This window comes from Microbacterium sp. Bi128 (genome assembly GCF_918698205.1).
The window spans coordinates 1-7,880 of the sequence record NZ_CAKKMM010000180.1; the positions used below are offsets into that span (position 1 = coordinate 1).

12 protein-coding genes are annotated in these 7,880 nt (G+C 71.7%); 6 read left to right on the forward strand and 6 right to left on the reverse strand.

From position 1 onward, the window contains the following. The 4 genes from LQV45_RS13575 to LQV45_RS13590 form a co-directional block, all read left to right on the forward strand. Positions 1-276: S1 RNA-binding domain-containing protein (locus tag LQV45_RS13575; RefSeq protein WP_230007484.1), on the forward strand; the 276-nt coding region annotated here is incomplete at its 5' end. A gap of 227 nt (positions 277-503) precedes the next feature. Next, positions 504-1,550 carry an aldo/keto reductase gene (locus LQV45_RS13580; protein WP_230007485.1) on the forward strand — a complete coding sequence of 349 codons (1,047 nt, stop codon included), beginning with the start codon at positions 504-506 and terminating at the stop codon, positions 1,548-1,550. Between the two features lie 80 nt (positions 1,551-1,630). Next, positions 1,631-2,233, forward strand: a complete 603-nt coding sequence (locus LQV45_RS13585; RefSeq protein WP_230007486.1) for a histidine phosphatase family protein — start codon at positions 1,631-1,633, stop codon at positions 2,231-2,233. 2 nt (positions 2,234-2,235) lie between these two features. After that, a complete protein-coding gene (locus LQV45_RS13590) occupies positions 2,236-2,736 on the forward strand; it encodes a hypothetical protein (RefSeq protein ID WP_230007487.1) in 501 nt (166 codons plus the stop codon). A gap of 50 nt (positions 2,737-2,786) precedes the next feature. Here the strand turns inward: LQV45_RS13590 and LQV45_RS13595 are convergent, their stop codons facing one another. The 3 genes from LQV45_RS13595 to LQV45_RS13605 form a co-directional block, all read right to left on the reverse strand. Further along, positions 2,787-3,440, reverse strand: coding sequence for a class I SAM-dependent methyltransferase (locus LQV45_RS13595; protein WP_230007488.1), 654 nt, complete (start codon positions 3,438-3,440; stop codon positions 2,787-2,789). 75 nt (positions 3,441-3,515) lie between these two features. Beyond that, positions 3,516-3,683, reverse strand: coding sequence for a hypothetical protein (locus LQV45_RS13600; protein WP_230007489.1), 168 nt, complete (start codon positions 3,681-3,683; stop codon positions 3,516-3,518). A 462-nt stretch (positions 3,684-4,145) separates the two neighbouring features. Then, the gene (locus LQV45_RS13605; protein ID WP_230007490.1) at positions 4,146-4,613 is read right to left on the reverse strand and encodes a GNAT family N-acetyltransferase; all 468 of its coding nucleotides are present in this window, start codon (positions 4,611-4,613) and stop codon (positions 4,146-4,148) included. An 83-nt stretch (positions 4,614-4,696) separates the two neighbouring features. On the opposite strand from LQV45_RS13605, the gene dapB reads away from it, so the two are divergent. Both dapB and LQV45_RS13615 read left to right on the forward strand, forming a co-directional pair. Beyond that, positions 4,697-5,509, forward strand: a complete 813-nt coding sequence (gene dapB, locus LQV45_RS13610; protein WP_230007491.1) for a 4-hydroxy-tetrahydrodipicolinate reductase — start codon at positions 4,697-4,699, stop codon at positions 5,507-5,509. Then, positions 5,506-5,958: a hypothetical protein gene (locus tag LQV45_RS13615; protein ID WP_230007492.1), complete on the forward strand. Its 453-nt coding sequence runs from the start codon at positions 5,506-5,508 to the stop codon at positions 5,956-5,958. The genes dapB and LQV45_RS13615 overlap by 4 nt, the downstream gene beginning before the upstream one ends. Before the next feature lie 68 nt (positions 5,959-6,026). Here LQV45_RS13615 and LQV45_RS13620 read toward each other — a convergent pair whose 3' ends face one another. The 3 genes from LQV45_RS13620 to LQV45_RS13630 form a co-directional block, all read right to left on the reverse strand. Continuing rightward, entirely contained in the window at positions 6,027-6,941 is a 915-nt protein-coding gene (locus tag LQV45_RS13620) for a TIGR01777 family oxidoreductase (RefSeq protein ID WP_230007493.1), read from the reverse strand. Continuing rightward, entirely contained in the window at positions 6,934-7,359 is a 426-nt protein-coding gene (locus LQV45_RS13625) for an OsmC family peroxiredoxin (protein ID WP_230007494.1), read from the reverse strand. Before LQV45_RS13625 ends, LQV45_RS13620 begins: the two co-directional genes overlap by 8 nt. Positions 7,360-7,465: 106 nt before the next feature. Continuing rightward, positions 7,466-7,858, reverse strand: a complete 393-nt coding sequence (locus LQV45_RS13630; RefSeq protein WP_230007495.1) for a DUF4395 domain-containing protein — start codon at positions 7,856-7,858, stop codon at positions 7,466-7,468. Positions 7,859-7,880: the final 22 nt, after the last annotated feature.

The window sequence follows — 7,880 nt, forward strand, 5'->3', positions numbered from 1 at the left end:
GCTACCTTAGGTGCGTTCATCCCGCCCCGCCCCGGCAAGGACGGCCTGCTGCACGTCAGCGAGGTCCGCAAGCTCGCGGGTGGCAAGCGTGTCGAGAACGTCGAGGACGTCCTGTCCGTCGGCCGCAAGATCCTGGTCCGCATCACCAAGATCGACGACCGCGGCAAGCTGTCGCTCGAGCCCGTGATCGACGAGGCCACCGAGACGACCGAGCCCGCGGACACGCAGAGCTCGGCCGCCGCGAGCGAGGGCCCCGAGGCTCCGGCCGAAGGCTGATCCCGCTTTCATCGGATGCCCGTCCCGCCGTGTGCGGGGCGGGCATCCGTGCTTTTCCGCCCCCCGAGCGCGCGTGACCGGGCGACAGCAAGCGTTATGCAATGTTTATCGCTGAGCCGTGGGATTCGGCGGCCGCGGTCCGGTCAGGCCCTACCCTCGAACTACGCGTCGGGGGCGTAGCGGGCGCCGCCGGTGTCCCGTCTCCGGCGCAGCACGAGGGGAAGCCCATGAGCGGCTCGGGCGTCGACGAGACGGCCTCGCCGCGCCTGCGTCGTGACCGGGTGACGCACCCGTCGGCTCCCGTGACGCATCCGTCGGCTCCCGTGACGCTGCAGGGTCCGGGTCTCGGATCGCACGTGCGCGTGCCGCTCGGCGAGACCGGGTTCGACGTGTTCCCCGTCTTCCTGGGTGGCGGCGAGTTCGGGTGGAACGTCGACGCCGCGACCAGTCACGAGATCCTCGACACCTACGTCGAACTCGGCGGCAACGCGATCCACACCGCCGACAGCTACGCCGCCGGGCGTAGCGAGCACATCATCGGGTCATGGATGCGTTCGCGGCGGACCCGCGACGACACGGTGCTCACGGTGCGTATCGGTCGGCATCCCGACAACCCCGGGCTCGGGTCAATCAACCTCGTCCGCGCGGTCGAGTCGTCGCTCAGCCGCCTGGGCACCGACCGCATCGACGTGCTCTCGCTCGACGCCGTACGCGGTGATTCCGCGGTGCTCGAGGACACCCTCGCCACGTGCGAGTGGCTGGTCGACAGCGGCAAGGTGCGCGCGATCGGCGCGTGCGGCTACACGGCGTCCCAGCTGGTCGAGGCTCGCATCCTCTCCTCGGCGGGGTATCCGCGCGTCACGGTGCTCGACGTGCCTTACAACGTGCTGCGCCGCGACGAGTTCGACGGCGATCTGCGGCTCATCGCCTCGGCGCAGGGGATCGCCGTCACGCCATCGCATCCTCTCGCGCACGGCTTCCTCGCCGGCGAGACCCGCACCCGCGGTCAGCAGGCCAGCTCGGTACGCGGGTCCCAGCTCGCGGTGAACCTGAACCGCCGCGGCTCCCGCGTGCTGCGCGCCCTCGACGTGATCGGCGAAGAGCTCGGAGTGGAGGATGCCGCGGTCGCGATGGCGTGGCTGCTCGCGCAGAAGGCGGTCACGGCCCCGATCGTCAATGCCTTCGCGCCGCGCCACGTGGTGGAGTGCATGCGCGCGGTCGGCGTACGGCTCAGTCGCGCGCAGCTGTCGGACATCGCCCGCGCGGCCGAGTGATCCACCCCCGTGTCGGGGGCGTGACGTAGGCTGGAAGTGTTCGGCGGGGGGTCCGCACACTGACGACGAGGTGAGTTGACGTGACGCACTACATCTACCTGGTGCGCCATGGCGAGCACCAGGATGCCGAGCACGGACTCACCGACGGCCCCCTCTCGCCCCGCGGTCAGCGCCAGGCCGCGCTGCTCGCCGACCGGCTGTCCGGGCTGCCGTTGGATGCCGTGTGGCACTCGCCGCTCGAGCGCGCTGCGCAGACCGCGCGCGCCGTCGCCGAGCGCCTGCCGTCGGTGTCGCCCGAGGCATCCGCTCTGCTGTTCGACTGTGTCCCGACGGGCATGACGCCCGAGACCCCCGCGGCGTACGAGCCGTTCTTCGGCTCCGTGACCGAGGCGGAGGTCGAGGCGGGGCGCGCGCAGATGGAGGACGCCACGGCCGAGTTCCTCGCGCGCAAGACCGGCGAGGTGCACGAGTTGCTCATCACGCACAACTTCGTCATCGCGTGGTTCGTCCGCGAAGTACTGCAGGCCCCCGAGTGGCGCTGGATGACGATCAACCAGGCCTACTGCGGGCTGACCGTCATCGCGCAGAAGAAGGGCCGCCCCTGGACGCTCCTGTCGCACAACGACCTGGCCCACTTGCCGGTCGAGCTGCGCACCGGGCTCGTGGATCCGCTGCCGGTCTGACGATGCCGACGGCGTCGCGCGGCGGACCGTATGTGCCCGTCGTCGGGTGCCTGGCTCTGAGCGGCAGCGTCGCCGGAGCCCTAGTCTGCGCGGTCCTCTTCGGCTTCCTGATCCCGCCCGACCGCGGCGAAGAGGGCGTGGTGTGGGTCCTGCCGTTCTACGGAGCCTTCGCCGGTTTCGTCGCCGTGCTGCCGGCGGTGCTCGGGTTCTGGGTCGCACTCCTGCTGTGGACAAGGTCTCGACACCGATCGGTTGCCTCCCGCGCGGCGGTGGCGACCGCCTCCGCGGCGGGGACGGCATTCGTCTTCTGGCTCGCCGTCGTGACGGCGGCGACCGGGGGCTACGGCGTCGTGCTCGGCCTCTTCTTCGGCGGGCTGACCGCGGTGGTCACGGTGGCGATCGTCGGTCCGGTGACCGTTTGGGCCGCGCGACGGAACGACCGCGCCGGCGCTGAGCGCGAGGCCGGCCTTGCTCGGGTCGACGTGCATCCGCACCGTCCCTGAGCGATCCGGGGCCACCGCGAGGTACGGTCATCTCCCGTGGTGAGAGCGGATCAGCGCGCCGCCGTGTCCCCTCGCGTCGCGAGGACGAAACCCTGCGCATACTTCTCGTGCGCCCGCGAGTCGCGACGCAGCACAGTTATGACCTCGAAGCCGGCGCGCTCGACCACGGTGGCGACATCGCTCGGCTCGTGGAGCACGGCGCGCATCGCCACGTCGTTACCGTAGGCGTGCGGGACGACGCGGTTTCCCGTCCCGGCTTGGAACGCCAGCAGGAGTGGCGCACCGGCGACGATCACCCTGGCTGCTTCCTGCGCGACCACGGCGACCTCGGCGGGCGTGCTGTGGATGATCGCGTACCAGCAGAGCATGCCGCGCACCCCCGCGTCGGGGAAGGGGAGCGCGTCCAGTGCAGCGACATGGATCGCAGCCTCCGGCGCGAGCCGGCGGGCGTGCGTGGCCATCGCGGGGGAGAGGTCGACGCCTGCGAGCGGGGACAGACCGAGGTCCGCGAGGTAAGGCAGCATCCGCCCTGTGCCGCACCCGGCGTCCAGGACAGGGAGATCGCCGGCGGGGACGGTCGCCGCGAAGCGCGCGACGAGGTCCCGATCGGATGGCGCCTCGGCCCGCAGGTCGGGCAGGACGCGCGCGTAGGTGTCGGCGACGGTGTCGTAGAGGAGGCGCGTCTCGTCGAGCGGGTCGGTCACGGAGGAATTCTCCACGGCCGGGGGTGTTTCTGCAGGTGTCCCGAGCGACCGTGTCGCGACTGCCGGAGACCGTGGTCAACTCCGGTGGAGCGGCAGCTGGCCCTCCTCCTGCAGCGCCTGCCGGTGCGCGGACAGCGCGGAGCGCACGGCGGTATAGATGATGAACCACAGGATCAGGCAGCCGATGAGGAACGATGCGGCGGCGATGATCCACGTGAGGGTGGTGGCTTCCTCGAGAGTCATGTCTGGGACGCTAGCGGAACGCGCGGTCCGCGCCCTGGTCCGTGCTCCCGGCTACGGCCGCGCGCGGGGGCACGTCGGCATTCATCCCGATCGGCATCCGTCTCGCCGTCGTGAGCGAAGACATCCGCGGTGCCGATGATCTGGAAGCTCTCCATCGACCCTGCTCTGCTCGGGCAGGGGATCGGCGCGCGGATGCTCGACGCCGTCTGTGCCTTCCCGTCACCGGATGCCGCCCGGGTCGGCATCGAGCACGTGACGGGTGAACGTGGGCGCCGGGCGGTTCTCCGAGCAGGAGGAGTTTGCCGTCGACCGCGTTGACGAGGCCGCGTCCGGAGACCCGCGCGAGAGCGTCACCTCATGCGTAAGGCGGTGAGGCGAGCGGGACGGGATCCCGGGCGGCTCTCAGCAGCGGTTTCGCTCGCCAGGAGTGATCCTCGGGGCCGCCTACGAGGCGACGCCCGCTCAGAGCACCTTGCCGTACCACCTGGTCGCGTTGGCATTCTCGTTGTACGCCGGGATCGCTTCGAAGCCCGACCGCGCGTACAGCCCGCCCGCCGCCTCCAACGTGTGGTGCGTGTCGAGGACGAGCTCGGCCGCGCCGCGCTCGCGCGCCCGGCGCTCCAGGTCGTCGAGGAGCAGACGGCCCCACCCGCGTCCGCGCCCGATGTCGCGCACGAACAGGTGCTTGACCTCGTCGCGCGGGCCGTGCGGGCCGTCGTCGATCCGCCGGATGCCGCCGCAGCCGGCGGGGCGGCCTTCGTCGTCGTCGAGCACGACGAACACACCGGCCGGTTCGACGAACGTCGCGGGGGTGGGGAACGTCGTGCGGTACCCGCCGCCCGGGAAGATGGCGGCGCGGAGCGCGAAGTACTCCTCGAGCAGCGCGTGAGCATCGGGGGCGTCAACGGGGGAGATGCGAATCGAGACCACGGGTCGATGCTAGGCGAGGCCGGACCCGGCGCGTCTGTGGACAGGACCGGTCTGGAGGTGGCGCCGCCGCCTAGGCTGGCAGCATGACCACACGCGTTGCCATCGTGGGCGGAACCGGAAAGCTCGGCGGAGTCATCCGCGAGGTCGTCGAGGCCGAAGAGGGGTACGAGGTCTCCGCGGTGCTCGGCTCGCGCTCCGATCTCGCCGAACTCGACGGCGCCGACCTGGTGATCGACGCGTCGACCCCCGCGGTCTCGATCGACGTCGTGCGCGCGGCCATCGAGCGCGGGATCAACGTGCTGGTCGGGACGTCCGGGTGGTCCAACGAGCGCATCGCGCTGGTTCGCCCCCTCGTGGATGCCAGCGGCACGGGTGTCGTCTTCATCCCCAACTTCTCGCTGGGATCCGTGATCGGCAGCGCGCTGGCGGCCGCGGCCGCCCCCTTCTTCCCCTCCATCGAGATCATCGAGGCGCACCGCGAGACGAAGGTGGACTCACCCAGCGGCACCGCCGTCCGCACGGCCGAGCTCATCGCCGCCGCGCGCGAGAAGGTCGGTCCGGTCCGCTCGCCGCACGTCGACCAGCGCGCCCGCGGCCAGCAGGTCGCCTCGGTCCCGGTCCATTCGCTGCGTCGTCCGGGAGTCGTTGCGAAGCAGGAGACCGTGCTGTCCGGGCCGGGGGAGTCGCTCACGCTCGTGCACGACACGATCGACCCGGCCACGGCCTACGCCCCCGGCATCCGCATCGCGATGGCCGCGGCCCGCGAGGCGCGCGGAGTGATCGTCGGTCTCGACAGCTTCATCGACATCGGCGTGCGTACGCGCCCGGCGCGCGACGAAGCGCCGGTCGCCGACGGCGCGGTCTCGGGCCAGGTCGCGGGCGCCACCAGCGCATGAAGACGCGTGTCGCCGTCGCGGTCATGACGGTGCTGCTGCTGCTGTACATCGTGCTGGCGGGTCAGCGCGCCGTCGTGCTGCTGTCCAGCGGCGAGGGCGTCGGTATCGCGTTGGGGGTCGCGCTGATCGTGCTGCCGATCATCGCGCTGTGGGCCATCGGCCGCGAACTGTGGTTCGGGGTACGTGCCCAGAAGCTGGGCGAGATCCTGGATGCCGAGGGCGCCCTGCCCGACGAAGAGATCGATGTGCGACCGAGCGGGCGCGCGACGCGCGACGATGCCGACGCGCTCTTCCCGGCCTATCGTGCCGACGTGGAGGAGCACCCCGACGATTGGCGGTCCTGGTACCGCCTCGGCCTCGCATACGACGCGGCCGGCGACCGGCGTCGGGCCCGCGAAGCCGTCCGCCGGGCGATCGCCCTCGAGGCCGCCGCTCGCCGCGCGGCCTGAGCCGGCGCGACCGCACGACCGCGCAGCGCGTTCCGGCCGCTGCCTGAGGCCGCCCCGCCCCGCCCCGCTCAGCGCGCGGCGGGAACGGCGGAGGCCACGGCATCCTCCACGGTCTCGCGCGTGAAGGTGAAGCCGTCGTCCTGCAGGACGGACGGGCGCACGTCGGCGTCCGAGGTCAGCAGCGCTTCGGTCGCGTCGCTGCCGAGCGCGAGCTTCACTCCCCACACCGGGGCGCGGAGCGCGTAGGGGCGGTTCATCCGGCGCGCGAGGGCGAAACCGAGGTCGTTCGCCGTGGCGCGCGTGGGTCCGGTGAGGTTGACGGGGCCGTCGAGGTCGGAGTCGATGACGTGACGGATGGCCCGCACTTCGTCGTCGAGCGTGATCCACGGCCAGACCTGGGTGCCACGGCCGATCGGGCCCGAGACGCCGAGCTTCGTCAGGAGCAGCAGCGGCTTGAGGACACCGCGCTCGTGGACGATCGGGGCGGTGCGCAGCAGGGCGACGCGGGCGCGGGGACCTGCCCCGCGCGCGGCCGTCTCCCACTCTCCGCAGATGTCGGCGAGGAAGCCCTCGCCACGCGCGGAGGCCTCGGTGAGCACCGCCCCGGGCTGCGAGCCGTAGTAGCCGGTCGCCGATGCGTTCACGAGCGCGGGGGCGTCGTCGCCGAGCTCCCGGATCGCGGTGGCGAGAGTCCGCGTGGGCGTGATCCGCGACCACAACAGCGTGCTCTTGTAGGAGGGCGTCCAGGGGAAGCGGCCGATCGTCGCGCCGTTGAGGCACACGACGGCGTCGGCGCCCGCCAGCACGTCCGGGTCGAGGGGAGCGGCATCCTGGAGCCACTGCACCTCGTGCGGGCCGGTGGGCTCGTGACGGACGAGGGACGTGACCTCGACGCCGTCGGCGCGCAGCGCCTCGGTCAGGGCCGAGCCGATGAGACCCGACGCGCCGCTGAGGACGACGCGCCGGGTCGAGGACTCAGGCAAGCGTGGCCTCGAGGGTGATGTCGATTCCTGCCAGCGCCTGCGAGACGGGGCAGTTCGCCTTGGCGTCGTTCGCGATCTTCTCGAACGTGGCGGCATCGATGCCGGGGACGACCGCGTTCACGTTCAGGTGGCTGCCGGTGATGCCGGTGCCCGGCTTGAAGGTGACGGAGGCGGTCGCATCGATCGACTGCGGCGGGGTGCCGTTGTCGGCGAGGGCGTTGGACAGCGCCATGCTGAAGCACGACGAGTGCGCACCGGCGAGCAGTTCCTCGGGGGTGGTGACCGAAGCGGAGCCTTCGCTGCGCGCCTTCCAGTTCACGTCGAACGTGCCGATCCCCGACGACGTGAAGGTCACTTCGCCCGATCCCTCGAACAGGCTGCCCTTCCAGGCGGTGGTGGCTTCGCTCGTGACGGTCATTCGAACCTCCCGGTTTCCGACGCAGCCCTCATGGCTGCGGCGTTCGCCAGCCTAGCCAGGGGCTCCGACCCGCCGAAGGTCTTGACAGGCGACGCGGGGGAGAGGCTCAGACGGCAGAGGGGCGCCGACGCCCGACGAGGCCCGCGCGCTGCAGCAGCAGGTAGAGCTGGCATCCCAGGCACAGTCCGAAGACGGCGTTCAGGAATGCCGCGACGAAGGCCATCGCCGCGGCGATCGGGAGAGCCCACGGCACACCGGCGAGGTGCAGCAGAAGGCCGACCGCGGTCACGAACAGGCCGACGCCCTGCGCGAACCGCGGCGGACGCGGGTCTTCGAACTCGGTGGGCGGCGCGAGTCGCGGCTGCACCACGCGGCGGAAGAGCACGCCCCACGGAGCGGTCCGCGGCGAGACGACGCCCCACGCGAACAGCAGGGCGATCACGAGCAGCAGCAGGAACCCGGGGTCGACGACGCGCGCCCACAGGGGAGCAGCCGACACAGCCCATTCCTCGGGGCGATAG